This window comes from Vibrio sp. SCSIO 43136 (assembly GCF_023716565.1).
Taxonomy (GTDB): Bacteria; Pseudomonadota; Gammaproteobacteria; order Enterobacterales; family Vibrionaceae; genus Vibrio.
On record NZ_CP071848.1, the window covers coordinates 1,748,445 to 1,773,382 of the forward strand.

Genomic DNA, 24,938 nt, shown 5'->3' on the forward strand with positions numbered 1-24,938 from the left:
GTGAACATAACGCCTTGCTAAGATGCGGCTAACTACCACGAAACTTAAGCAAAGCCACCGTAATCACTAAACCAAACCGGACCAAAAATGCCAAAGGTTAGCCGTCATTCTTGAGCAATTTGTTATGTGGCGAGACAGTACGTTGAACCTAAAGGCTTGGTGACAAGGTGTTGATTTGGAATATCATTACTAGACCCTGCCACCGAAGTAAATCGGACAGCTACCCAAGTTGAACTGACTCGATTAACGCACTTGGCAATGAAGCGACATTTGAGGATGTTCCCGCACCAGCTGCGCTCAAATGGCAAAGGATACTGTCGCTGAAGTTGACCACAGCGAGCACACAAATTTCGGTTTACAGACGGCCATCCCACCACAAAGAAACAGCGTACTTGAACACCAAAAATCACGCCGACTGAAAGGTGAAAAGCACTGACGTAGATCTCAGTACCCTTGAGCCGAACCAACTTAGCAAACATGAACTAAAACAGCCACATAACGCCTTGCTAAGGTGCGGCTAACTGCCACAAAACCTAAGCAAAGCCACCGTAATCCCTAAACTCAACCGAACCAAAAATGCCAAAGGTTAGCCGTCACTCTTAAGCAATTTGTTAAGTTACGATTTCACCTGTTCGATCAACCAATTGAAATTGTCTACCAAAAAAGCTGATTCAGTTATGTCAACTTTACGAACAAACCTTTGCATATTTCTTTCTAAATCTGTTCTTCTTCGCGTTTTGTACCGAAGTTGCTCAATGTGTTTTTTGTTCAGCCTATATTGAACCAAAAAGCCATTTGCCATAAAAAAGAACAATACATCGTTGTTGTCACCTTCCCGTACTGGGTTGAGCATAATATTTTTTATTGCAGCATCGTTAATACGAGATGATTTATCAATTACACGAAACATTGTGATGGTGATGAAGTCATCAAGCGAAAAACCACCACCCAAGCTTAAGCTATTAGCCAAAATGCATTGTTGTAAAACTGGATCAAAATCCCCGAGTTCTATGCTAGAGAATTCCTCAAGAGTAGAAATTGACGCTCGCCATAAGATGCTCAAGTGATACAAATACCACTTTTGATAGTCGAATTTCTTGAACTCAATGTGTTCTTTGTACTTTACTACATTCTTAGGATTCTTTGTAAAAGCAGTCCCATATCGCTCATAATTCACGCTAAGAAACTGTTCACAGTCTCGACAAAGTAGTTTCTCTTTAGGATCAACGTTACGATAAGCAGGTTTTGCTTGTTCTTCAAAAACATACAACTGGGATTCACCTGCTTTAACTGATTTAAATACAGAGCTGGGGACTATATGCGATCGCTGAAGGATAGCGACCTTATTACATAAGCGGCATATTTCCTTTTCCACGTAGTCCTCCTAGTAACTTAACGCCTGCTTAAGCGGCTGCCAATGCACTACACTCAAACAGACCACCGTAATCACTAAAGCCAATTCGAACCAAAAATGCCATAGGTTGGCAGTCCACTTGAAGCATTTGTTAGTTTGCCAGACCACCCTAAGCTAATGGCTTGGTGCCAAGGTGCTGATTTAAAATACAATACTTAAACCGTGCACTAATGCAAACGGACAGCTGACCAACTAGAACACACCACATAAACGCACTTGGCAATGAAGCGACAATCGCAGAGTTCTGCGGCCAAACACTGTGACAAAATGACAAAGGATACTTTCACTGCTGCCAAAAACAGCACCAGTGAAGCCCCTGCTCTATCGACACTGTTTCAGCGAAAAAGAAGCAGCGCCTCCGAACACCAAACGAATGAAAGCTACAGTAAACGACGAGCGAACCACAAACACTTAAATCAAAGTGCCACCGGAAAGAACGTGGCTTGGTGAGAGCGAACAGGTGAACACCTTAAACACTGAACTAAGCTCTTATTTGAATTGGCTTTTTCCAACCGCAAACTAACGCCTGCTTAAGCGGCTGCCATGCACAACACCCAAACAGGCCACCGTAATCACATAAGCCAATTCGAACCAAAAATGCCATAGGTTGGCAGTCCGACTTCAAGCACTTGTTAGTTTGCAAACACACCCGAAGCTAATGGCTAGGTGCTAAGGTGCTGATTTAAAATACAATACTTAAACCGTACGCTGTTGTAAACGGACAGCTGACCAACTCGAACACACAGCACAAACGCACGTGGCAAAGAAGAGACAATCGCAGAATTTCACGAGCAAACACAGTGACAAGAATGGCAAAGGATACTTTCACTGTTGCCAACAACAGCCCCAATAAAACTCACCTTTTACGACACTGTTCCAGCAACAAAGAAGCAGCGCCTACGAACACCAAAACTCGGAAAGTCGAAGTAAACAGTGAACGAACCAAAATCACTTAACTCAAAGTGCCACCGGAAAGAACGAGGCTAGGTGAAGACGAACAGGTGAACACCCAAAACAATGAACTGAGCTCTTATTTGGATCGTTTTTTTTGAATGCAAACTAACGCTTGCTTAAGCGGCTGCCAATGCACTGCACCCAAAAAGACCACCGTAATCACTGAACCCAATTCGAACCAAAAATGCCATAGGTTGGCAGTCCGACTTCAAGCACTTGTTAGTTTGCAAACACTCCCTAAGCTAAAGGCTTGGTGCCAAGATGCTGATTTGATATGACCCCCTAAAAGTAGACACGGGGTTTTAATTCATTAGCTCGAAGTCATTGGGGCTCACTCCACCAAGGGCCCCATGTCTTCTTACTGGATTATAATAACTATCGATATATTGTCGACTTTGAACGGTCATCTCCTGTCGAGACAGTTCGCCTAGATTGCTTATCCATTCTTTTTTGTATTGGGCAAAGAAGCTCTCTGAGCAAGCATTATCCCAGCAATTACCTTTACCAGACATACTTATCGTGACTTTGCGTTTGCGGTGCCAGCGTATGGTTTCGAAGGCTCTATACTGTACGCCTTGATCCGAGTGGAACATCAGTTTTTCACCATTTGGACGTCGAGATTTCCAAGCTTTATTCAGGGTTTTTATGACCAAATCCGCATTGTTAATACGGCTTGTAGACCACCCAACGACTTTACGAGAGTACAAGTCAAGAATGATGCAGAGGTAGTTCCACCCTTCTTTGCATCTAACTTGAGTGATATCCGATACCCAGACACGGTTTGGTTCCTTTACATCAAACTGGCGATTGAGCAGGTTGTATGCTGCCATCATCGGCTCTTGTCGTGGTGCTCGGCCATGACGCCTTTTACTGGCTATTGAACGATACCCCAGGCTTTGTAATAAGCGTTGAACTCTTTTCTTATTACAGATGAACCCGCTCGCAATCGCTGCTTCCCAGAGTTTGCGGTACCCAGGAATGCAGTGTTGATCATCACTTTCCTTCTTAAGGAACTCCAGCAAAGTGTCATTGGTTTGCTCACGTGTTGTCTGCTGGCGATTACGCCATTTGTAATAACCCGCTGGAGAAACATTGAGCCATCGACAGAGCAAACGCACAGGTAAGGTGTTCTTCGTCCGCTTAAAAATATGTTCAAACCTTACTCTTTTAGGCTGTCGAAGTAAGCTTTCGCTTCCTTTAAGAATTCGTTCTCCATCTCAGCCATTTCAAGGCGTTTCTTTAACTCACGGTTTTCTTTTTCGAGCTGAGCTAGAGATTTTTTTGGCCCTTTGTTTGGGATTGGTTTAGCTGGCTTTTTTCGAGTAGTCATCGTTGCTCTCCATTTGCTCAAGATTTTAGGGCTAATTCCCAAAGCTATAGCAACAGACTTTACCGTATCTGGAGACTCTAATGATCGCTTAACAGCATTACGTTTGAATTCTTCTGAGTATTTTCTACGAGATGTGACTTGCATGACACCTAATCCTTTAATTAGGTGTCTACTTTATTGGGGTCGTATCAATTTAACTTACAATACTTAAACCGTACGCTGATGTAAATGGACAGCTGACCAACTTGAACACAAGGCACAAACGCACGTGGCAAAGAAGAGAAAATCGCAGAATTTTCGAGCAAACACTGTGACAAAATGGCAAAGAATACTTTCACTGTTGCCAACAACAGCACCAGTAAAGCCCAAACTCTATGAACAGTGTTCCAGCAAAAAAGAAACAGCGCTTTCGAACAACAAAAGAATGGTCGCTTCAGTAAACGATGAGCGAGCCACTAACGCCTAAATCAAAGTGCCACCGGAAAGAACGTGGCTTGGTGAAGACAAACAGGTGAACACCCGAAAAATAGTACTAAGCTCTTATTTGGACTGGCTTTTTCCAACCGCAAACTAACGCCTGCTTAAGCGGCTGCCAATGCACTACACTCAAACAGACCACCGTAATCACATAAGCCAAACCGAACCAAAAATGCCATAGGTTGGCAGTCCACTTGAAGCACTTGTTAGTTTGCCAATCCACCCTAAGCTAATGGCTGGGTGCCAAGATGCTGATTTAAAATACAATACTTAAACCGTACGCTATTGTAAACGGACAGCTGACCAACTTGAACACAAGGCACAAACGCACGTGGCAAAGAAGAGACAATCACAGAATTTCACGAGCAAGCACTGTGACAAAATGGCAAAGGATACTTTCACTGTTGCCAACAACAGCACCAGTAAAGCCCCTACTCTACCGACACTGTTTCAGCGAAAAAGAAGCAGCGCCTCCGAACACCAAACGAATGAAAACTACAGTAAATTACGAGCGAACCACAAACACCTAAATCAAAGTGCCACCGAAAAGAACGTGGCTTGGTGAAGACGAACAGGTGAACATCCGAAAAACAGAACTAAGCTCTTATTTGTACAAGCTTTTTCAAACCGCAAACTAACGCCGCATTAAGGTGTGAGCAACGCTACCACGAAACCCAACCATAGCACCGTAAACACAAAACCCAACGATGAAATGAAAAATGCCAAGCGTTGGGAATCACTCTTAAATGCTTTGTTATACAGCATTTTTACTACGAAGACGTTGAAACTCTTCATTTTGCTTGCGGACTTCTTCCATCATTGCTTCATGTTTAGCTTTTTCCAACGATGCTATTTTTTTTGCTCGTTTCATGAGATAAGGCATCATTGCATTAATTTTATCGTTAAGATGATTATGCTTAGAGTGAGGACGAATAACAATTATACTGTTTAACTCTTCTATACTGATCAATGAACTAGGGAAAGATATTTCGATTCCAGTTTCTTTTATAATCTCTCGCCCCCAGTTTAGTGCTGTATCAAGACAATCTGCACACATGGGTTCAGCTTGATGATCCACTTCAAAAGTAGCTTGCTGAAACATAGAACCTGATTTTATTTCAAGAACCCACGGGTTCTTTTTAGAAGGACGGACACAAGTGAACTTATCTCTAGAACAGCAAGGACAAAGCCAATTTTCATCATACCTATTCCAATACTTACCTCTAGTTGAAGCAAGGTGCTCTAACTGTTTGCTTGATGGTCTGGAACGTGTCTGTGGATTAACTTTTTCACGCCAAGAAGAGTTTTTTCCTTTGAAAGGTTCTGGAGTATAAAGCACTCTTTCTGGTTCATATTTATTAACTTCTGTAACCCCATTTACTCCAAACTGCCATCTCGCCTTTCTTTCTATATTTTTCGCAGTGTTATCAGATGGCTGATACCAGTCTTTTTTCTCCGCTGCAATCCGAGCAAAGTTTTCAGCCATCTTCAAACGTAGTTCAAAAATAGGTTTGGCTTCTTGCCACACCCCTTGCGCTTTATGCACATCAATTTGATGTTCTTTGTTTGCAGTAACTACCAAAAACTCACCAATCTGTTTTGGAGAGAAAGAAAAACTCTTATGTGCATTTACTATTTTTTTTGCATCAGCGTCAGCTTTATTACAATCAAAACAAACAACTGTATTGTCATAAGCCGAAAGTGAAAATGCTGTTTTAATAGCAAACTTTTCCGACAGTTCATCTGCCACTATAATGTTTTGCTTTACTGAAAAGCTCTCGAAGAGTTCTTTGACCACATCTTTCATATGATCGTGATGTTCATGAAGCTGACAAGTTAGATAGTTATTTTTGTTAAGTCGAACGATTTCTCCCTTGCTTCGTTTACAGCAAGGACATTGCCAACTGACTGGTGTCATCACCCACCATCTATTTAAATGTGCTCCGTCAGCATTAAATTGAGAAACCAGCTTTCGGGTTGAAAATGTAAATTCAGAATCAATACCGATCAGGTCTTTATCTTTTATTGACTCTCTAAATTCAGATTCTGTCATATTGACTCCATAATTTGCCATGCTGTATAACGCCTGCTTAAGCGGCTGCCAATGCACTACACTCAAACAGACCACCGTAATCACATAAGCCGAACCGAACCAAAAATGCCATAGGTTGGCAGTCCACTTGAAGCACTTGTTAGTTTGCCAACCCACCATTAGCTAATGGCTTGGCGCCAAGGTACTGATTTAAAATACAATACTTAAACCGTACACTGATGTAAACGGACAGCTGACCAACTAGAACACACCGCACAAACGCACTTGGCAATGAAGAGACAATCGCAGAGTTCTGCGGCCAAACACTGTGACAAAATGGCAAAGGATACTTTCACTGTTGCCAACCACAGCACCCTTGAAACTCCCCTTTTACGACACAGTTTCAACAACAAAGAAACAGCACCTACGAACACCAAAACTGGGAAAGTCGCAGTAAACAGTGAATGAACCAAAATCACTTAGTCCAAAGTGCCACCGGAAAGAACGTGGCTTGGTGAAGACGAACCGGTGAACATCCGGAAAAATGAACTAAGCTCTTATTTGAATTGGCTTTTTCCAACCGCAAACTAACGCCTGCTTAAGCGGCTGCCAATGCACTACACCCAAACAGACCACCGTAATCACTAAACCCAATTTGAACCAAAAATGCCACAGGTTGGCAGTCCACTTGAAGCACTTGTTAGTTTGCCAACCCACCCTAAGCAAATGGCTGGGTGCCAAGGTGCTGATTTAAAATACAATACTTAAACCGTACGCTGATGTAAATGGACAGCTGACCAACTTGAACACAAGGCACAAACGCACGTGGCAAAGAAGAGACAATCGCAAAATTTCACGAGCAAACACTGTGACAAAATGGCAAAGGATACTTTCACTGTAGCCAACAACAGCACCAGTAAAGCCCCTACTCTACCGACACTGTTTCAGCGAAAAAGAAACAGCACTTGCGAACTCCAAAACTGGGAAAGTCGCAGTAAACGATGAGCGGACTACAAACACTTGAATCAAAGTGCCACCGGAAAGAGTGTGGTTTGGTGAGAACGAATAGGTGAACACCCAGAACACTGAACTAAGCTCTTATTTGGATTGGCTTTTTCTAACCGCAAACTAACGCCTGCTTAAGCGGCTGCCAATGCACTGCACCTAAACAGACCACCGTAATCACTAAAGCCAATTCGAACCAAAAATGCCATAGGTTGGCAGTCCACTTGAAGCATTTGTTAGTTTGCCAACCCACCCTAAGCTAATGGCTGGGTGCCAAGATGCTGATTTAAAATACAATACTTAAACCGTACGCTATTGTAAACGGACAGCTGACCAACTTAAACACACCGCACAAACGCACGTGGCAAAGAAGAGACAATCGCAGAATTTCACGAGCAAACACAGTGACAAAATGGCAAAGGATACTTTCACTGTAGCCAACAACAGCACCAGTAAAGCCCCTACTCTACCGACACTGTTTCAGCGAAAAAGAAACAGCACCTTTGAACAACAGAAGAATGGTAGCTTCAGTAAATAATGAGCAAACCACAAACACCTAAATCAAAGTGCCACCGGAAAGAATGTGGCTTGGTGAAGACGAACAGGTGAACACCCAGAAAAATGAACTAAGCTCTTATTTGGATTGGCTTTTTCCAACCGCAAACTAACGCTGAGTTAAGCTGCGCACCAACACCCAACTTACAAAGCACACTTAACTTCAAACCAAAAGTGCCGTAGGTCTGTGCGTCAGCTTGAACGACTTGTTAGTTTGCCAGACCACTCAAAGCTAATGGCTGGATGCCAAGGTGCTGATTTAAAATACAATACTTAAACCGTGCGCTGATGTAAACGGACAACTGACCAACTAGAACACACCGCACAAACGCACTTGGCAAAGAAGAGACAATCACAGAAATTCTTGACCGAACACTGGCATAAAATGGCAAAGGATACTTGCACCATTGCCAACAACAACACCAGTAAGCCCCTACTCTACCAACACTGTTTCAGCAAAAAAGAAGCAGCACCTTTGAACACCAAACCAATGGAAACTACAGTAAACGACGAATGGACCACAAACACTTTAATCAAAGTGCCACCGGAAAGAGCGTGGCTTGGTGAATACTAACAGATGAACACCCGGAAAAATGAACTAAGCTCTTATTTGGAGTGGCTTTTTCCAACCGCAAACTAACGCCTGCTTAAGCGGCTGCCAATGCACTACACCCAAACAGACCACCGTAATCACTAAAGCCAAACCGAACCAAAAATGCCATAGGTTGGCAGTCCGACTTCAAGCACTTGTTAGAACGTTACTCAAAGGTGTCTAAGTCTATTTTATGTTTCTGAAGGACTTCCTGCATTTGTAGTTTCTTTTGACCAGCGGCTACCGCCATTACCTTAGCTGTAACATCAGTAATTTCACCTTTTGTTATCCCAGCTTTCTTTGCTTGATGTAGATAATATTTGGTACATGGTAAACAGTTCATGGCCATCGCAGCTGATAAGCCAACAAGTAACTCTGTCTTTGAGTCCAGGTGTTCATTTTCATGAGTTGAATGATAAAACTCTTCGTAAGCTTTTTGGTGCTTCCCTAGCATAACTTCTCCATTTTAGTTCTAACGCCTGCTTAAGCGGCTGCCAATGCACAACACTCAAACAGACCACCGTAATCACTAAACCCAATTTGAACCAAAAATGCCATAGGTTGGCAGTCCACTTGAAGCATTTGTTATGTTGCGAGACAGTGCGATGAACCTAAAGGCTTGGTGACAAGGTGTTGATTTGGAATACATTACTAGGCCCGGCCACTGAAGTAAAAAGGACAGCTACCCAAGTTGAACTAGATCGATAAACGAACTTGGCAATGAAGCGACATTTGACGATGTGCCCGCACTAGCTGCGCTCACATGACAAAGGATACTTTCACTGAAGCTGACCACAGCGAGTACGGAAATCGAGGTTAGAGGACAGACATCCCACCACAAAGAAGCAGCGTGCTTGAACACCAAGAATCATGAAGACTGAAAGGTGAAAAGCGCTGACGTAGAACTCAGTACTCTTTCGCCGAAATAAGCTAGAAAATATGAACTAAAACAGCCACATAACGCCTTGCTAAGGTGCAGCTAAGCGACCACTAAACCTAAGCAAAGCCACGTAAACACTGAAGCTAACCGAACCAAAAATGCCAAAGGTTAGCTGTCACTCTTAAGCAATTTGTTATAAGCACCTGCCTGTAGATAGAAAATGAACCCAGTCATTTCTGCCTCGCTTTTGGGCTTCATTTACCGCACTTTCAACATCATACGTTACTTTATGGAAAACAACATCCCACTTACCGCCTTTGTTTTTCTGTAACGTTGCATATGATGCTCTTGAAGAAAAGTTTTGCATTGAGTGAACACTTGGTTCGTCATCCGTATATGCCTGCAAACCTACACTACCAGGGTTTATGACTAATTGTCCCGTAGATAGCTCAACACACCTCGGTGTATGTGTATGACCACAAATAATAACCGGAGAGGTAATACCATTTAGTCTTTTAAGTATTTCGTGATCAGTCCGAACTATTGGTTTTCCAGTACTAATGTCCTCTAACAAATACACAAGATCATCCGTGGGTGTTCCATGACATGCGTAAATGTCATTTGTGATTTGTAAGTCGAATGGTAGTTGCTTCATCCAACTTAGTGGCTCCTGCCCCAACTCACATAGAATAAATTGCATTGTAGGATTTGATTCTATTTCAGCTTCCGTAGCCTCGTATATCTGGCGGTCTTGATTACCCGATATAGTTATAGCTCCCAATGATTGCAAGTACTCATATGTCTGCCTTGGAGCTATTGGGCCATATAAAATATCACCTAGGTTAACGAAATTCGTAAAACCTTTCGCTCTAGCATCCTTAACCACTGCCTCAAGCGCAAAGATGTTACTATGAATATCTGACATTATTGCAAACTTTTCCACGATGCACTCCTTGTGCTTATAACGCTTTGCTAAGGTGCGGCTAACTGCCACTAAGCCCAAACAATGCCACCGTAACCACTAAACCCAACCAAACCAAACCAAACCAATAATGCCAAAGGTTAGCCGTCACTCTTAAGCAATTTGTTAGGCGACATTTGTGCTACCAACGATTTTCTTAATCGCTGGGTCGAAAACTTGGCTTACATATTCATCCATATCAGCATCGGGAATCTTCGTCATTTTTTTCTTTTTATTGGCGATCCGCTCCTTAACTTCACACTCCTGTTTTTTCCCCAGTAACCGAGATAACTTAAGAAGATCCTTCTCGAACTCAAGCATTGACTCCTTATATGCAAAACTTGAAAAGCTATCCAAAAAGACGCCTGACTTTTCATCAGACTCTTCTTTTATGGAGAATTCATGCAATGTCTTGAGGTAATCAATCAAAAACTTGTTGTTTGATAACTGAAAAGCTAATAGAGGATCGATTTCTGCCAATGACTCAACTGATGCATGATACTTGTTATACAACTCATGTTGGTCTACCACAGGAAACATACCACGTAAACCTTTAGCCAGTTCATCCGTAAAGTTGTCTGGCATTCTTTCATTTGGAAACTTTCGCTTTAGCGCATTAACAAGAGCATCCTTGAGCAAATCTGAGTGTATTGTACTATTGACTACAATACTGGCCCACACGGACAACAGATTAAATAGTGATTTATTCAACCGTTCTCTACAACTCTTCCGCTCTTTATATTGGAATGAAATAAAGCTAATCACAGCACCTAGTAAAATACCAATTACTACAGATATGATTGGAATAACTGTTACCATTTAACCTCCTGTCGCCTAACGCCCGCTTAACTTGCTGCCAACTGCACCGAACTCAAACAGGCCACCGTAATCACAAACGCCAAACCGAACCCAAAATGCCACAGGTTGGCAGTCAGGTTGAAGCGATTGTTATATGCGTTCTCTAAGATGTACGCTTTGTGCTTCAACCACACGAGAACCAGCACTTGTACTCAAATTGAATTTGAGCCAACTCGACTCGAAAAAGTCATCATCTACCCTTTCTACCGAGTCTAAGGCTAAGAGTGTTGGGTTACCCTCGAAAGGGATTTCGTTGATAGTGAGAGAGTGAAATCCGCTGAATACAATTGCAACTTCTTCATATTTATCATTTTCCCAGTCTACCGGATATAGCACTCTTAATATCAACTCACTTTGTAAAGGTATTTCAATCATCGACAGCAACTCACAGTCGTGCCAATGTATATCATTGTGTCCCATCATTTCCTCATGAGCATATAACGCCTGCTTAAGCGGCTGCCAATGCACAACCCCCAAACAGACCACCGTAATCACTAAACCCAATTTGAACCAAAAATGCCATAGGTTGGCAGTCCACTTGAAGCATTTGTTAGTTTGCCAGCCCACCCTAAGCTAATGGCTAGATGCCAAGATGCTGATTTAAAATACAATACTTAAACCGTGCGCTGATGTAAACGGACAGCTGACCAACTCGAACACACCGCACAAACGCACTTGGCAATGAAGCGACAATCGTAGAATTTTGCGGCCAAACACAGTGACAAAATGGCAAAGGATACTTTCACTGTTGCCAACTACAGCACCAATAAAACCCAATATCTATAGATGGTGTGTCAGCGAAAAAAAAGCAGCGCCTACGAACACCAAACGAATGAAAGCTACAGTAAACGACGAGCGAGCCACAAACACTTAATTCAAAGTGCCACCGGAAAGAACATGGCTTGGTGAATACGAACAGGTGGACACCCAGAAAATGAACTAAGCTCTTATTTGGATTGTCTTTTTCCAACCGCAAACTAACGCCTGCTTAAGCGGCTGCCAATGCACTGAACACAAACAGACCACCGTAATCACATAAGCCAATTCGAACCAAAAATGCCATAGGTTGGCAGTCCGACTTCAAGCACTTGTTAGTTTGCCAACACACCCTAAGCGAATGGCTAGGTGCCAAGATGCTGATTTCAAATACAATACTTAAACCGTACGCTATTGTAAACGGACAGCTGACCAACTCGAACACACCGTACAAACGCACGTGGTAAAGAAGAGACAATCGCAGAATTTCACGAGCAAACACAGTGACAAAATGGCAAAGGATACTTTCACTGTAGCCAACAACAGCACCAGTAAAGCCCCTACTCTACCGACACTGTTTCAACGAAAAAGAAGCAGCGCCTCCGAACACCAAACGAAAGAAAACTACAGTAAACGACGAGCGAACCACAAACACCTAAATCAAAGTGCCACCGGAAAGAACGTGGCTTGGTGAAAACGAACAGGTGAACATCCGAAAAAATGAACTAAGCTCTTATTTGGATTAGCTTTTTCCAACCGCAAACTAACGCCTGCTTAAGCGGCTGCCAATGCACAACACTCAAACAGACCACCGTAATCACATAAGCCAAACCGAACCAAAAATGCCATAGGTTGGCAGTCCACTTGAAGCATTTGTTAGTTTGCCATCCACCCTAAGCTAATGGCCGGGTGCCAAGGTGCTGATTTAAAATACAATACTTAAACCTAGTACCGATGTAAACGGACAGCTGACCAACTTAAACACACCGCACAAACGCACGTGGCAAAGAAGAGACAATCGCAGAATTTCACGACCAAACACTGTGACAAAATGGCAAAGGACACTTTCACTGCTGCCAACAACAGCACCCATGAAACTCCCCTTTTATGACACTGTTTCAACAACAAAGAAAAAGCACTTACGAACACCAAAACTGGGAAAATCGCAGTAAACTGTGAACGAACAAAAATCACTTAAATCAAAGTGCCACCGGAAAGAACATGGCTTGGTGAATACGAACAGGTGAACACCCGGGAAAATGAACTAAGCTCTTATTTGGATTAGCTTTTTTCAACCGCAAACTAACGCCTGCTTAAGCGGCTGCCAATGCACAAACCCCAAACAGACCACCGTAATCACTAAACCCAATTTGAACTAAAAATGCCATAGGTTGGCAGTCCACTTGAAGCATTTGTTAGTTTGCCAGCCCACCCTAAGCTAACGGCTAGATGCCAAGATGCTGATTTAAAATACAATACTTAAACCGTGCGCTGATGTAAACGGACAGCTGACCAACTCGAACACACCGCACAAACGCACTTGGCAATGAAGCGACAATCGTAGAATTTTGCGGCCAAACACAGTGACAAAATGGCAAAGGATACTTTCACTGTTGCCAACTACAGCACCAATAAAACCCAATATCTATAGATGGTGTGTCAGCGAAAAAGAAGCAGCGCCTACGAACACCAAACGAATGGAAGCTACAGTAAACGACGAGCGAGCCACAAACACTTAAATCAAAGTGCCACCGGAAAGAACATGGCTTGGTGAATACGAACAGGTGGACACCCGAAAAACAGAACTAAGCTCTTATTTAGACTGGCTTTTTCCAACCGCAAACTAACGCCTGCTTAAGCGGCTGCCATGCACAACACCCAAACAGACCACCGTAATCACATAAGCCAATTCGAACCAAAAATGCCATAGGTTGGCAGTCCGACTTTAAGCACTTGTTATGTTTGTGGCAGTGCTTCTTTTGGACTTCTAAAATAACTTTCAGAATACCCAGTAAACTCAGAAATACTTGCTATATTACAGTGATTCCAATTTGGACTCCAAGTTTCCCCACTGAAAGTTACTACTGAGTATAAATCGTTATTTACAATTGATAGCACCCCTTTTGGGTAATGCTCAACCCAAATAAAACCATCAACTCGTTCTTTTTTACTGCGGTATCTTTCAGTATGTTCCAATGCTAACTTAATCGATTCCAACGCAAAAACAGTATACTTGTTCGCTTCCTTTAAGCCACGAACCAGATCACCCAGCATTTCCGACAGTTTTCTCTCTCTTAAATACCTACTGATTGCAGTAGACAACGTTAAATTATCTCTTTCTAAATATCGTTTAATTTCCTGCGCTATATCTTCAGCCATGTTTGTCACTGAGGTACCTTCATTGTCGTGAACTTGTGTACACATTATGACTAGAGGCATATTTTCTTGATCAAGTATACGAATGTGACATTTCGATGGGTAGCCACTAAAACCTGAAAATTCGTGAATAAACTCTTCCATAAAGCTGATAACTCCATAAAAAAACATAACGCCTGCTTAAGCGGCTGCCAATGCACTGCACTCAAACAGACCACCGTAATCACTAAAGCCAATTCGAACCAAAAATGCCATAGGTTGGCAGTCCGACTTCAAGCACTTGTTAGTTTGCAAACACACCCTAAGCTAAAGGCTGGGTGCCAAGATGCTGATTTAAAATACAATACTTAAACCGTACGCTGATGTAAATGGACAGCTGACCAACTCGAACACACCGTACAAACGCACATGGCAAAGAAGAGAAAATCACAAAACTTGCGACCAAACACTCACATCAAATGGCAAAGGATACTTGCACCGCTGCCAACAACAGCACAAGCAAAAACCAATCTCTATAGATAGTGTTTCAGCGAAAAAGAAACAGCGCCTTCGAACAACAAAAGAATGGTCGTTTCAGTAAACGGTGAGCGAGCCACAAACACCTAAATCAAAGTGCCACCGGAAAGAATGTGGCCTGGTGAAGACGAACAGGTGAACACCCGAAAAACAGAACTAAGCTCTTATTTGGACTGGCTTTTTCCAACCGCAAACTAACGCCTGCTTAAGCGGCTGCCAATGCACTGCACCCAAACAGACCACCGTAATCACTAAACCCAATTTGAACCAAAAATGCCATAGGTTGGCAGTCCGACTTCAAGCATTTGTTAGTTTGCCAACACACCCTAAGCTAATGGCTGGGTGCCAAGATGCTGATTTAAAATACAATACTTAAACCGTGAGCTGATGTAAATGGACAGCTGACCAACTCGAACACACCGTACAAACGCACATGGCAAAGAAGAGACAATCGCAGAATTTTGCGACCAAACACTATGACAGAATGGCAATGGATACTTTCACTGTTGCCAACAACAGCACCAGTAAAGCCCCTACTCTACCGACACTGTTTCAGCGAAAAAGAAGCAGCGCCTCCGAACACCTAACCAATGGAAGCTACAGTAAACGACGAATGAACCACAAACACCTAAATCAAAGTGCCACCGGAAAGAACGTGGCTTGGTGAAGACGAACAGGTGAACACCCAGAAAAATGAACTAAGCTATTATTTGGATTGGCTTTTTCTAACCGCAAACTAACGCCTGCTTAAGCGGCTGCCAATGCACTACACCCAAACAGACCACCGTAATCACTAAAGCCAAACCGAACCAAAAATGCCATAGGTTGGCAGTCCGACTTCAAGCACTTGTTAGAACGTTACTCAAAGGTGTCTAAGTCTATTTTATGTTTCTGAAGGACTTCCTGCATTTGTAGTTTCTTTTGACCAGCGGCTACCGCCATTACCTTAGCTGTAACATCAGTAATTTCACCTTTTGTTATCCCAGCTTTCTTTGCTTGATGTAGATAATATTTGGTACATGGTAAACAGTTCATGGCCATCGCAGCTGATAAGCCAACAAGTAACTCCGTCTTTGAGTCCAGGTGTTCATTTTCATGAGTTGAATGATAAAACTCTTCGTAAGCTTTTTGGTGCTTCCCTAGCATAACTTCTCCATTTTAGTTCTAACGCCTGCTTAAGCGGCTGCCATGCACAACACCCAAACAGACCACCGTAATCACATAAGCCAATTCGAACCAAAAATGCCATAGGTTGGCAGTCCGACTTTAAGCAATTGTTATACGTTGTTGCGGCTGATAATCTCATTGCAAGCCTTAACGACATATATGCGATAGTGCTCTATGGTTTCAGCTAGTTCTTTATCAGCTTTCACAAGAAAATCTTCTGAGCACCGTGGGCGAACATGATTTAATGGCAAATGATCAGTATCCGAAGCTACAAGACCGAACACATGATATTCAGTATTCCAACACTGCCCATACTTTCTATTCCCAATTCGAGTTAGAGCGACTATATTTTCTAAGTAGTTTTCATCTGTTTCAAGTAAGCTCATTGCAAGTCTAATTTCTTCTTCAGACATATAATCCCACCCAACACTATAAAACGTATAACGCCCGCTTAACTTGCTGCCAACTGCACCGAACTCGAACAGGCCACCGTAATCACAAATGCCAAACCGAATCAAAAATGCCACAGGTTGGCAGTCAGGTTGAAGCGATTGTTAGCTGTTTGGATGCAGGAAAGATTTAAAACCATCTTCTATAGCCTTCAATTGTCCTGCTTCGATTATAAGTGCCACCTCTGAACTCCAAAAAGGTTCACAGCTCCCAGACCATATTTTTATTCTTAGTGTAATGTGGCCTGTAGTGTCTGCCTTAGCGGACAATGAGTATTCACCTTCTAGTGCAACCCAATTTTTCTCTCCAACCCAACCTTTCCAATTACGAGCAAGCATGGAAAAATAATCCAATGGACTTTCGCCATACGGTGGGTTAGTTACACGAATAGTTGAACTCATTGCTACACCGGACAAAGATAACGAGTAATGCCCCAACCAACCCGATGAATCCAGCTCAGGCGAATGAAACTCAGCCATTATTCCATTTTCACTTGTAATCTTCATATTCAACACCGTTCAACGTAAGACAGCTAACGCCTGCTTAAGCGGCTGCCAATGCACAACACCCAAACAGACCACCGTAATCACTAAACCCAATTTGAACCAAAAATGCCATAGGTTGGCAGTCCGACTTCAAGCACTTGTTAGTTTGCAAACACAACCTAAGCTAAAGGCTGGGTGCCAAGATGCTGATTTAAAATACAATACTTAAACCGTGCGATGATGTAAACGGACAAGCTGACCAACTTGAACACAAGGCACAAACGCACGTGGCAAAGAAGAGAGAATCGCAAAATTTCACGAGCAAACACTGTGACAAAATGGCAAAGGATACTTTCACTGTAACCAACAACAGCACCAGCCAAGCCCCTACTCTACCGACACTGTTTCAGCGAAAAAGAAGCAGCGCCTCCGAACACCAAACGAATGAAAGCTACAGTAAACGACGAGCGAACCACAAACACTTAAATCAAAGTGCCACCGGAAAGAACGTGGCTTGGTGAAGACGAACAGGTGAACACCCGAAAAACAGAACTAAGCTCTTATTTGAACTGGCTTTTTCTAACCGCAAACTAACGCCCAATTAAGCGGCTGCTAACGCCACAAAACTCAAACCGGGCCACCGTAAACACCGCTGCCGACCGAACCAAAAATGCCACAGGTTAGCAGTCCGACTTTAATTGATTGTTATGTGTAACCTACTTAATTTTTAGCATTCTAGCCTTTTCGACAATCTCATTAGGTAAGCGACTAGAACTAATTACAATATCCAAAGCATCGTGTTCACGATTGTCTTTAAAGATTCGTCTCGACTGAGATATTCGAGTTATACAACCTGATTCTTGATAACCTTCAAGAGCGACCAAATGCTCAATTAAATCTTCTTTCGACCAATTATGGTCACGGAACAATTCGTAGTACTTAACAAAACACTCTTTCCCGATTGATCGCAAACTACGATCCAACTGCTTATCATCCATATTGGGCACCTGCCGCCAGATTTATACAATTGAAGTATGACTGATACTCAAACAAACACATAACGCCCAATTAAGGGGTGAACAACGCTACCACCCAAACCTAAAGCATTGTGCCATAAACACTAAATTTGAAGTAGAAGCAAAAGTGCCAAGCGTTGTGAATCCCTCTTAAATTGCTTGTTAGAACGTTACTCAAAGCTGTCGAGGTCGATCTTATATTTTGTTAAAACCTCTTGCATTTGCAGCTTTTTCTGCCCCGCCGAAACAGCCATAACTTTTGCGGTTACATCAGATATTTCACCTTTTGTAATACCTGCTTTTTTTGCCTCTAGCAAATAGTAACGTGTACACGGTAAACAATTCATAGCCATAGCCGCTGACAAACCGACTAACAGCTCGGTCTTAGTATCAAGGTGCTCATTTTCGTGGGTTGAGTGATAAAACTCCTCATAACCTTTTTGATGTTTCCCTAGCATACATACTCCTTGTAAGTTCTAACGCCTGCTTAAGCGGCTGCCAATGCACAAACCCCAAACAGACCACCGTAATCACTAAACCCAATTTGAACCAAAAATGCCATAGGTTGGCAGTCCGACTTCAAGCACTTGTTAGTTTGCAAACACACCCTAAGCTAAAGGCTTGGTGCCAAGATGCTGATTTAACTTACAATACTTAAACCGTACGCTGAAGTAAACGGACAGCTGACCAACTTGAACACATGGCACAAACGCACGTGGCAAAGAAGAGGCAATCGCATAATTTCTTGACCAAACACCGGCATAAATGGCAAAGGATACTTTCACTATTTCCAACAACAGCACTAGTAAAACCCAAACTCGATGAACAGTGTTCCAGCAAAAAAAGAAACAGCGCTTTAGAACAACAAAAGAATGGTCGCTTCAGTAAACGATGAGCGAACCACAAACACCTAAATAAAAGTGCCACCGGAAAGAACGTGGCTTGGTGAATACGAACAGGTGAACACCCAAAACACAGAACTAAGCTCTTATTTGGACTGGCTTTTTCCAACCGCAAACTAACGCCTTGCTAAGGTGTGAGTAACGCAATACAAAAGCTACCGCACGACGCCATAATCAGCATAAGCCACCGCATAGTAAAAATGCCACGCGTTACGAATCGCTCTTAAGCAATTTGTTAGTACATGCGCCACTTCTATTTGTGCGCTCCAAGATATTGAAAAGTAGCATAATATGAAAGGCTTTGAACACTGAAGTGAGACGGGCAGCTACAAAACTTAAACTCGATTAAGAGACAAAAGTGGGCTAGAAGAAAAACGCACTGAACCGCCCTACTTTGCAAACTTCAAATTAGAAAAGGACTCGATCCTCGCACTCCGACGGCAACACCAATAGCACCCAAGATTCGCCCAGAAGCCGCCACAAAAATGAAGAAGCACTAAAGAAATAGATTATGAGTTAGAAACCGTAAACGATGAAATCAAAGCGAACACTCCGCATATAGTGCCACAGGAAAGAACGTGAAAGGTACAAACTGAAAGGTGTAAAGACGAGCACCAAAACTGATGACCCTTGATGTCAAACCCGTACTAACGCTTTATCTACAGCTCCATGCCGTAGATCATCTCACACATAGTGCTACCTATTCCACACTCACTTTTTGACATACAACACAAAACCAACTGTAAATCAAACACCTACAAAATCATTTCTGCCGCAACACCCACAATATAAAGTTTTTTGCTCAATATTAATTCAATAACCAACTATCGTTAAGTAACTGTTCATTTATCCAGTATCAATTTATGGCTAATCAATCCCCTTTTCTACAGTATGTTTCAGAGTTTATGTATGCCAGACACTATGCAAGAGCGACTGTCGAGGCGTATGTGTCTTGGATTAAGCAATACATTATTTACCACAAGAAGAAGCACCCGAAAGAGCTTAACAAAGAGCATGTTGAAGAATTTCTGACGTACCTGGTGATCAAGAAAAACGTAGCGAGCAGAACCCAAACTCAAGCGCTCAATGCTTTGGTTTTCTTATACAAACACATAGTTAACGAGCCTATCGAGGTCGATTTACGTTTTCGAAAGTCTACTCGAGAGCCTAAGTTACCAGTGGTACTTACACCTAGTGAGGTTCGGTTGGTGATGGAGCATATTACTCCTGATTTTCTCTTACCCGCTCAGCTAATGTATGGTTCAGGCCTAAGGCTGATGGAGTGCATGAGGCTTCGTTTCCACGATATCGATTTTGATTACTGTGCGCTTAGGGTTTGGCGAGGAAAAGGCAATAAAAATAGAGTGGTCACCTTGGCCACAGAACTCGTCGACTTCATTGTGCATCAACAAAAAACGGTTCAGCGCTACTGGAAGCAAGATAGATTAAATAGTGAATACGGTGGAGTTTGGATGCCTGACGCTTTAAGCAAGAAGTATCCAGATGCGAATAGAGAACTGAATTGGCAGTTTCTTTTTCCTTCAAGGAGGCTTTCACAAGATCCTGCTACCAACAAGATCCGCCGACATCATATTGACCACACGTCGGTTCAAAGAGCGGTAAGGAATGCAGCAAAGAAAGCTGGCATCGAAAAGTCAGTGACATGCCATACGTTAAGGCATAGCTTTGCAACGCATCTACTTGAAGGCGGTGCAGATATTAGAACCGTGCAAGAACAGCTTGGTCACACAGATGTGAAGACCACTCAGATCTACACCCATGTAATCAATCGAGGAGCAAGTGGTGTGCTAAGCCCACTATCAAGGCTATAAGGGTGTTTACCGATTACCGATTACCGATTACCGATTACCGATTACCGATTACCGATTTTCACATACAAAAAAGGGAAGCCTAAGCTTCCCCTTTCTTAATCCTAATAACTGCTATTAAAGAGCAGCTTTCGCTTTTTCAACTAGAACTGCGAATGCAGCTTTGTCGAATACCGCGATGTCAGCAAGGATCTTACGGTCGATCTCGATAGATGCTTTCTTAAGACCGTTGATGAAACGGCTGTAAGATAGACCATTTTGACGAGATGCAGCGTTGATACGTGCAATCCATAGTTGACGGAATTGACGTTTCTTGTTGCGACGGTCACGGTAAGCGTATTGACCAGCTTTAGTAACTGCTTGGAAAGCTACGCGGTATACGCGAGAGCGAGCACCGTAGTAACCTTTAGCTTGTTTTAGAACTTTCTTATGACGTGCACGAGCTTGTACACCACGTTTTACGCGAGGCATTATGCTTCTCCTAAACTAAATATGTAATAAACTAAAAAAATTAAGCGTATGGCATCATACGAACAACTGCAGCCACTTCACACTTAGGAAGGATTGCATTTGGACGAAGCTGACGCTTGTTCTTAGTAGTACGTTTAGTCAGGATGTGACGTTTAGTAGCGTGCTTGTACTTAATACCACCAGCAGTTTTCTTGAAACGCTTAGCAGCACCTTTGTTGGTTTTCATCTTAGGCATGATGAATAACTCCGCATTGTTGAGTTGATTAAACAATAGTAATTAGGGCGAATAAAAACCCGCCGTCAGCTCTTTACGAAAAAGATAGGCGGCGGGTTTCGATTACTTGTAAGCCGTTAATTACTTCTTCTTAGGGGCCAATACCATGATCATCTGGCGACCTTCAATTCTGCTCGGGAAAGATTCTACTACAGCTAAATCTACAGTATCTTCTTTCAGGCGATTCAGAACATCAACGCCGATGTCTTGGTGAGCCATTTCGCGGCCACGGAAGCGAATTGTTACCTTCACTTTGTTGCCGTCTTCAAGGAAACGCGTCAGGTTGCGTAGTTTTACCTGATAGTCTCCGATATCAGTTCCAGGACGGAATTTAACTTCCTTAATCTGAACCTGCTTTTGCTTCTTCTTCTGCTCTTTAGCAGCTTTGCTCTTCTCGAAGAGGAACTTGCCATAGTCCATCACACGACAAACTGGTGGCTCGGCGTTAGGGCTGATCTCTACAAGATCCATACCAGCTTCTACAGCTGCATCTAGTGCTTCTTGGATAGAAACGACACCTACAGATTCACCATCTGCACCTGTTAGACGAACTTCACGAACGCCACGAATTTCACCGTTTAAACGATGCTGGTTTTGCTTGGCCGGTTGTTGGCCACGTCTTCCGCCTTTAATAGCTTATTCCTCCAGATTGAGCTTACGGCTTGCAACTTCGGCTTGGATGTATGAGATAAAATCATCCACTTTAAATTTGCCTAGGTCTTTGCCCTTACGAGTACGTACTGCGATTTCGCCAGCTTCCATTTCTTGGTCGCCACAAACAAGCATATACGGTACACGCTTCAAAGTGTGTTCGCGGATTTTAAAGCCAATCTTCTCATTTCTCAAGTCCGCTTTGGCTCTAATTCCACTTTTTTGCAGTTTTTCTGCTACTTCTTGAACATATTCAGACTGTTTGTCAGTAATATTCATGATAACAGCTTGTTCCGGCGACAACCACGTTGGGAAGAAGCCAGCGTATTCTTCGATAAGAATACCGATGAAACGCTCAAGAGAACCTAGAATTGCACGGTGGATCATTACAGGAACTTGACGTTCGTTGTTTTCATCCACGTAAGTCGCACCAAGACGACCAGGCATAGAGAAGTCTAGCTGGATTGTGCCACACTGCCATGCACGATCTAGACAGTCGTATAGAGTGAACTCGATCTTAGGACCGTAGAACGCACCCTCACCCGGCTGTAGTTCGTATTTCAGGTTGTTTGCATCAAGTGCTTCTGCAAGTGCTGCTTCCGCTTTGTCCCAGATCTCATCAGTACCAACACGCTGCTCTGGACGAGTAGACAGTTTAATATCAATGTTATCGAAGCCAAATGTGCGGTAAGTATCAAATACCATTTCGATACAAGAAGAAACTTCTTGCAGGATTTGGTCTTCAGTACAGAATACGTGTGCATCATCCTGAGTGAATGAACGAACACGCATTAGGCCGTGTAGAGAGCCTGATGGCTCGTTACGGTGAACCATACCAAACTCAGCCATACGGTATGGCAGATCACGGTATGATTTCAGACCTTGGTTAAAGATCTGTAGGTGGCCTGGGCAGTTCATTGGTTTTACTGCGTAAGTACGTTTTTCTGACTCTGTTGCGAAAATCATGTCACCGTACTTGTCCCAGTGACCTGATTTTTCCCACATGTTCACATCTAGGATAAGCGGTGCACGAACTTCTTCGTACTCAAACTTAACTAGCTGCTTACGCATGAAGTCTTCAAGTTCTTTGTATACTGTCCAGCCATGGTTGTGCCAGAACACCATACCTGGTGCTTCTTGCTGCATGTGGAACAGGTCAAGTTGCTTACCAAGTTTACGGTGGTCACGCTTAGCCGCTTCTTCTAGACGAGTTAGGTGCGCCTTAAGAGCTTTCTTGTCGTGGAATGCAGTACCGTAGATACGTTGCAGCATCTTGTTGTCGCTGTTACCACGCCAGTATGCGCCAGCAACGTTCAGCAGTGTGAAGTGCTGACAAAAACCCATGTGTGGTACGTGTGGACCACGACACATGTCGATGTATTCTTCGTGGTGGTATAGGCCTGGACGATCGTCTTTAGCAACGTTCTCATCAAGGATTTCCACTTTGTAAGATTCGCCACGACCCTCAAAGGTATCGCGCGCTTCCTGCCAGCTCACCGTCTTCTTGATAACTTGGTACTTAGTTTTCGCAAGCTCTTTCATGCGCTTTTCAATCTTTTCAAGATCTTCTTGCGTTAGAGACTCGTCTAAGTCGATATCGTAGTAGAAGCCGTTGTCAATCGTTGGACCGATTGCCATTTTTGCTTGTGGGTAAAGCTGCTTAAGTGCATGACCAAGAAGGTGAGCACAAGAGTGACGAACGATCTCAAGACCATCTACTTCATCTTTAGAAGTGATGATTTCTAGACTTGCATCGTTTTCAATTAGGTCACAAGCGTCAACACGCACGCCATCTACACGGCCAGCGATGGTTGCTTTAGCAAGACCAGGACCGATAGATTGAGCAACTTCAAGCGTTGAAACTGGGTTGTCGAATTGACGTTGACTGCCGTCAGGAAGAGTAATAATAGGCATGTTTAATCCTTTACAGTGGTGTTGCACACTAAGCAACACGTGTTTATTTAATGTCAGTTGAGAAATACGACGATAGCCTATTGGTAATACGGATACCGGACCATCATCGAACGCACAATACTACTTACCTAATTGACTAAAAGCAAAAGAAGATTGCATGACAAAGTGCGTTCTTTTTTTCATTGAGCTAATTCCTATAATCGATGAACGTACAATAGGAGTTTTGCATTTTTATCAATATCACGGCACTATTTGTCTATACCAAACAAGGAAGTACCACTTTGAAATCTCCAAGATACGTTCAGATTCGCGATTACATCGACCAGAAAATTCAATCTGGCCAATGGCCTGCGGGTACTCAAATCACCACAGAACTTGAGCTCACCAAGCAATTTGATGTCAGCCGAATGACAGTAAATAAGGCCATCAGAGATTTGGTCAATGCAGGAAAGCTAGAACGTACTCCAAGAAGAGGCACCTTTGTTTGCCAACCTCAGCATAAAGCAGAATCTCCACTGCTTAGAACCACCAACATCGCTTTTGAAGTCACTTCTCGCCAGCAAAAGTATCACGCTCAAATCCTAAAAGTTGCCGAAACCAAAGCCGACGAAACCATCGCAACGAAACTTGGCGTGATGATCGGCAGTCAGGTGTTTGTTTCTCAGATCGTGCACTTTGCTGATGGCGTACCTATCCAACTAGAGAAGCGTTGGATTAACGCCCAACTGGCTCCAAACTACCTAGAGCAAGACTTCACTGCCATTACTCCTCACCAGTATCTTTCTGATAATTGTCCACTCACCGCTCTTGAGCACACAGTAGAAGCTTTGATTGCTAAATCAGATATTCGACACCACTTACAAATCGATGACTCTGAACCATGTTTGCTGCTCAACCGCCGCACATGGAGCGGCAGTGATTTGGTCAGTTTTGCCAAGCTATACCATCCTGCGAGTCGCTATAAATTGACATCAAAAGTCGATCTTTGATCCCCGACTTCTTGTCTTAAAGATCACAATTTTGTAACACTCACCTTGATCCTTTGGCTGTATTTGTCTATTTATTTGTATATA

Annotated in this window: 27 protein-coding genes; 9 read left to right on the forward strand and 18 right to left on the reverse strand. The window is 43.0% G+C overall.

Features of this window, described 5'->3' with window-relative positions:
- Window positions 1-616: 616 nt before the first annotated feature.
- Window positions 617-1,375 carry a hypothetical protein gene (locus J4N39_RS08155; RefSeq protein ID WP_252017912.1) on the reverse strand — a complete coding sequence of 253 codons (759 nt, stop codon included), beginning with the start codon at window positions 1,373-1,375 and terminating at the stop codon, window positions 617-619.
- 306 nt (window positions 1,376-1,681) lie between these two features.
- Between J4N39_RS08155 and J4N39_RS08160 the strand changes: the two genes are divergently transcribed.
- The gene (locus J4N39_RS08160; RefSeq protein WP_252017914.1) at window positions 1,682-1,864 is read left to right on the forward strand and encodes a hypothetical protein; all 183 of its coding nucleotides are present in this window, start codon (window positions 1,682-1,684) and stop codon (window positions 1,862-1,864) included.
- An 806-nt stretch (window positions 1,865-2,670) separates the two neighbouring features.
- Here J4N39_RS08160 and J4N39_RS08165 read toward each other — a convergent pair.
- Window positions 2,671-3,842, reverse strand: a protein-coding gene (locus tag J4N39_RS08165; RefSeq protein ID WP_252017926.1) for an IS3 family transposase whose coding sequence is annotated in 2 segments (ribosomal slippage) — window positions 2,671-3,560 and window positions 3,560-3,842 — 1,173 coding nt in all. Because the reading frame shifts where the segments join, the coding sequence is not laid out codon by codon here.
- Window positions 3,843-4,557: 715 nt separating this feature from the next.
- On the opposite strand from J4N39_RS08165, the gene J4N39_RS08170 reads away from it, so the two are divergent.
- Complete coding sequence (locus J4N39_RS08170) at window positions 4,558-4,740, forward strand: hypothetical protein (protein WP_252017928.1); 183 nt, start codon at window positions 4,558-4,560, stop codon at window positions 4,738-4,740.
- Window positions 4,741-4,929: 189 nt separating this feature from the next.
- On the opposite strand, the gene J4N39_RS08175 is transcribed toward J4N39_RS08170, so the two are convergent.
- Window positions 4,930-6,228 carry a hypothetical protein gene (locus J4N39_RS08175; protein WP_252017930.1) on the reverse strand — a complete coding sequence of 433 codons (1,299 nt, stop codon included), beginning with the start codon at window positions 6,226-6,228 and terminating at the stop codon, window positions 4,930-4,932.
- Between the two features lie 1,396 nt (window positions 6,229-7,624).
- Here J4N39_RS08175 and J4N39_RS22970 point away from each other — a divergent pair.
- A complete protein-coding gene (locus J4N39_RS22970) occupies window positions 7,625-7,750 on the forward strand; it encodes a hypothetical protein (protein WP_286036782.1) in 126 nt (41 codons plus the stop codon).
- A gap of 402 nt (window positions 7,751-8,152) precedes the next feature.
- Window positions 8,153-8,341 carry a hypothetical protein gene (locus J4N39_RS08180; RefSeq protein WP_252017932.1) on the forward strand — a complete coding sequence of 63 codons (189 nt, stop codon included), beginning with the start codon at window positions 8,153-8,155 and terminating at the stop codon, window positions 8,339-8,341.
- Window positions 8,342-8,525: 184 nt separating this feature from the next.
- On the opposite strand, the gene J4N39_RS08185 is transcribed toward J4N39_RS08180, so the two are convergent.
- From J4N39_RS08185 to J4N39_RS08200, 4 genes are all read right to left on the reverse strand, one after another.
- The gene (locus tag J4N39_RS08185) at window positions 8,526-8,813 is read right to left on the reverse strand and encodes a carboxymuconolactone decarboxylase family protein (RefSeq protein WP_252017906.1); all 288 of its coding nucleotides are present in this window, start codon (window positions 8,811-8,813) and stop codon (window positions 8,526-8,528) included.
- A 619-nt stretch (window positions 8,814-9,432) separates the two neighbouring features.
- On the reverse strand, window positions 9,433-10,182 hold the full coding sequence (locus J4N39_RS08190) for a metallophosphoesterase family protein (protein ID WP_252017934.1): 750 nt from the start codon (window positions 10,180-10,182) through the stop codon (window positions 9,433-9,435).
- Window positions 10,183-10,326: 144 nt separating this feature from the next.
- Window positions 10,327-11,019: a hypothetical protein gene (locus tag J4N39_RS08195; RefSeq protein ID WP_252017936.1), complete on the reverse strand. Its 693-nt coding sequence runs from the start codon at window positions 11,017-11,019 to the stop codon at window positions 10,327-10,329.
- A gap of 129 nt (window positions 11,020-11,148) precedes the next feature.
- Window positions 11,149-11,562 (reverse strand): hypothetical protein, encoded by a 414-nt coding sequence (locus tag J4N39_RS08200; protein WP_252017938.1) that lies wholly within the window; start codon window positions 11,560-11,562, stop codon window positions 11,149-11,151.
- 763 nt (window positions 11,563-12,325) lie between these two features.
- Here J4N39_RS08200 and J4N39_RS08205 point away from each other — a divergent pair.
- Complete coding sequence (locus J4N39_RS08205) at window positions 12,326-12,508, forward strand: hypothetical protein (protein ID WP_252017940.1); 183 nt, start codon at window positions 12,326-12,328, stop codon at window positions 12,506-12,508.
- Between the two features lie 231 nt (window positions 12,509-12,739).
- On the opposite strand, the gene J4N39_RS08210 is transcribed toward J4N39_RS08205, so the two are convergent.
- Both J4N39_RS08210 and J4N39_RS08215 read right to left on the reverse strand, forming a co-directional pair.
- The gene (locus J4N39_RS08210) at window positions 12,740-12,907 is read right to left on the reverse strand and encodes a hypothetical protein (protein ID WP_252017942.1); all 168 of its coding nucleotides are present in this window, start codon (window positions 12,905-12,907) and stop codon (window positions 12,740-12,742) included.
- A gap of 863 nt (window positions 12,908-13,770) precedes the next feature.
- Window positions 13,771-14,334, reverse strand: coding sequence for a hypothetical protein (locus J4N39_RS08215; RefSeq protein WP_252017944.1), 564 nt, complete (start codon window positions 14,332-14,334; stop codon window positions 13,771-13,773).
- Window positions 14,335-15,139: 805 nt separating this feature from the next.
- Here J4N39_RS08215 and J4N39_RS08220 point away from each other — a divergent pair.
- Window positions 15,140-15,373, forward strand: a complete 234-nt coding sequence (locus tag J4N39_RS08220) for a hypothetical protein (RefSeq protein ID WP_252017946.1) — start codon at window positions 15,140-15,142, stop codon at window positions 15,371-15,373.
- 191 nt (window positions 15,374-15,564) lie between these two features.
- Here the strand turns inward: J4N39_RS08220 and J4N39_RS08225 are convergent, their stop codons facing one another.
- From J4N39_RS08225 to J4N39_RS08235, 3 genes are all read right to left on the reverse strand, one after another.
- Window positions 15,565-15,852, reverse strand: coding sequence for a carboxymuconolactone decarboxylase family protein (locus tag J4N39_RS08225; protein ID WP_252017906.1), 288 nt, complete (start codon window positions 15,850-15,852; stop codon window positions 15,565-15,567).
- Window positions 15,853-15,983: 131 nt separating this feature from the next.
- Window positions 15,984-16,286: a hypothetical protein gene (locus tag J4N39_RS08230; RefSeq protein WP_252017948.1), complete on the reverse strand. Its 303-nt coding sequence runs from the start codon at window positions 16,284-16,286 to the stop codon at window positions 15,984-15,986.
- 141 nt (window positions 16,287-16,427) lie between these two features.
- Complete coding sequence (locus J4N39_RS08235; RefSeq protein WP_252017950.1) at window positions 16,428-16,829, reverse strand: DUF6228 family protein; 402 nt, start codon at window positions 16,827-16,829, stop codon at window positions 16,428-16,430.
- 317 nt (window positions 16,830-17,146) lie between these two features.
- On the opposite strand from J4N39_RS08235, the gene J4N39_RS08240 reads away from it, so the two are divergent.
- Entirely contained in the window at window positions 17,147-17,329 is a 183-nt protein-coding gene (locus J4N39_RS08240) for a hypothetical protein (RefSeq protein ID WP_252017892.1), read from the forward strand.
- Window positions 17,330-17,524: 195 nt separating this feature from the next.
- Here J4N39_RS08240 and J4N39_RS08245 read toward each other — a convergent pair whose 3' ends face one another.
- Window positions 17,525-17,806 (reverse strand): hypothetical protein, encoded by a 282-nt coding sequence (locus tag J4N39_RS08245; RefSeq protein ID WP_252017952.1) that lies wholly within the window; start codon window positions 17,804-17,806, stop codon window positions 17,525-17,527.
- Window positions 17,807-17,994: 188 nt separating this feature from the next.
- Window positions 17,995-18,282 carry a carboxymuconolactone decarboxylase family protein gene (locus J4N39_RS08250; RefSeq protein ID WP_017034940.1) on the reverse strand — a complete coding sequence of 96 codons (288 nt, stop codon included), beginning with the start codon at window positions 18,280-18,282 and terminating at the stop codon, window positions 17,995-17,997.
- 1,307 nt (window positions 18,283-19,589) lie between these two features.
- Here J4N39_RS08250 and J4N39_RS08260 point away from each other — a divergent pair.
- A complete protein-coding gene (locus tag J4N39_RS08260; RefSeq protein ID WP_252017954.1) occupies window positions 19,590-20,558 on the forward strand; it encodes an integron integrase in 969 nt (322 codons plus the stop codon).
- A gap of 114 nt (window positions 20,559-20,672) precedes the next feature.
- On the opposite strand, the gene rplT is transcribed toward J4N39_RS08260, so the two are convergent.
- The 4 genes from rplT to thrS all read right to left on the reverse strand — a co-directional run bounded on the left by rplT (window position 20,673) and on the right by thrS (window position 23,865).
- Window positions 20,673-21,026 (reverse strand): 50S ribosomal protein L20, encoded by a 354-nt coding sequence (gene rplT, locus J4N39_RS08265; protein ID WP_004401084.1) that lies wholly within the window; start codon window positions 21,024-21,026, stop codon window positions 20,673-20,675.
- A gap of 40 nt (window positions 21,027-21,066) precedes the next feature.
- On the reverse strand, window positions 21,067-21,261 hold the full coding sequence (rpmI, locus tag J4N39_RS08270) for a 50S ribosomal protein L35 (RefSeq protein WP_004401085.1): 195 nt from the start codon (window positions 21,259-21,261) through the stop codon (window positions 21,067-21,069).
- 120 nt (window positions 21,262-21,381) lie between these two features.
- A complete protein-coding gene (infC, locus tag J4N39_RS08275) occupies window positions 21,382-21,933 on the reverse strand; it encodes a translation initiation factor IF-3 (protein WP_252023675.1) in 552 nt (183 codons plus the stop codon).
- 3 nt (window positions 21,934-21,936) lie between these two features.
- Window positions 21,937-23,865, reverse strand: a complete 1,929-nt coding sequence (thrS, locus tag J4N39_RS08280; protein WP_252017956.1) for a threonine--tRNA ligase — start codon at window positions 23,863-23,865, stop codon at window positions 21,937-21,939.
- A 281-nt stretch (window positions 23,866-24,146) separates the two neighbouring features.
- Here thrS and hutC point away from each other — a divergent pair, with 281 nt between their 5' ends.
- The gene (gene hutC, locus J4N39_RS08285; protein WP_252017958.1) at window positions 24,147-24,854 is read left to right on the forward strand and encodes a histidine utilization transcriptional repressor HutC; all 708 of its coding nucleotides are present in this window, start codon (window positions 24,147-24,149) and stop codon (window positions 24,852-24,854) included.
- Window positions 24,855-24,938: the final 84 nt, after the last annotated feature.